The organism is Mesorhizobium sp. M4B.F.Ca.ET.089.01.1.1, assembly GCF_004022605.1.
GTDB classification, from domain to species: Bacteria; Pseudomonadota; Alphaproteobacteria; order Rhizobiales; family Rhizobiaceae; genus Mesorhizobium; species Mesorhizobium abyssinicae.
Map to the genome: position 1 here is coordinate 1 of NZ_RZOS01001396.1, position 460 is coordinate 460.

At 59.3% G+C, this 460-nt stretch carries 1 protein-coding gene; it reads left to right on the forward strand.

Features of this window, described 5'->3' with window-relative positions; genetic code table 11:
- Positions 1-460: hypothetical protein (locus tag EN780_RS39545; protein ID WP_210215144.1), on the forward strand; the 460-nt coding region annotated here is incomplete at both ends.

Genomic DNA, 460 nt, shown 5'->3' on the forward strand with positions numbered 1-460 from the left:
GTTGAGCTCCAGGCCGGCGGCAAAGTCCAGACAGTCGATTTCACTGTTGTCAAGGATCCCCGGATAGCCACGACCGAAAAGGAATTCGCGGAGCAGTTTGCGCTTTTAGAAAAGCTGTTTGATATGCTCTCTGCGCTCAATCAGGCGGTCAATCGCATCCGCCTCCTGAAGCGGCAGCTCGCGGACGCGCAGAAGCGGCTTGGAGAGAATGACGAAACGCTTAGCGAGAGGGCGCAAGCACTGGTCGGGCAACTCGAGGTGATCGAGGGAACGCTTGTCGACATCAAGCGGGAGACGCCGCAGGACGCGCGCCACCCGGCCGGCTTAAACGATACGCTGATGGGCCTCATCGACCTAGTCGAAATTGCCGACGCGGCGCCGACGCTGCAAGCGCGGCAGGTCTCAGATGAGATCATGCAGAAAGTCGACGGCCAAATCAAAAAGCTGGAGGGGCTCGTGG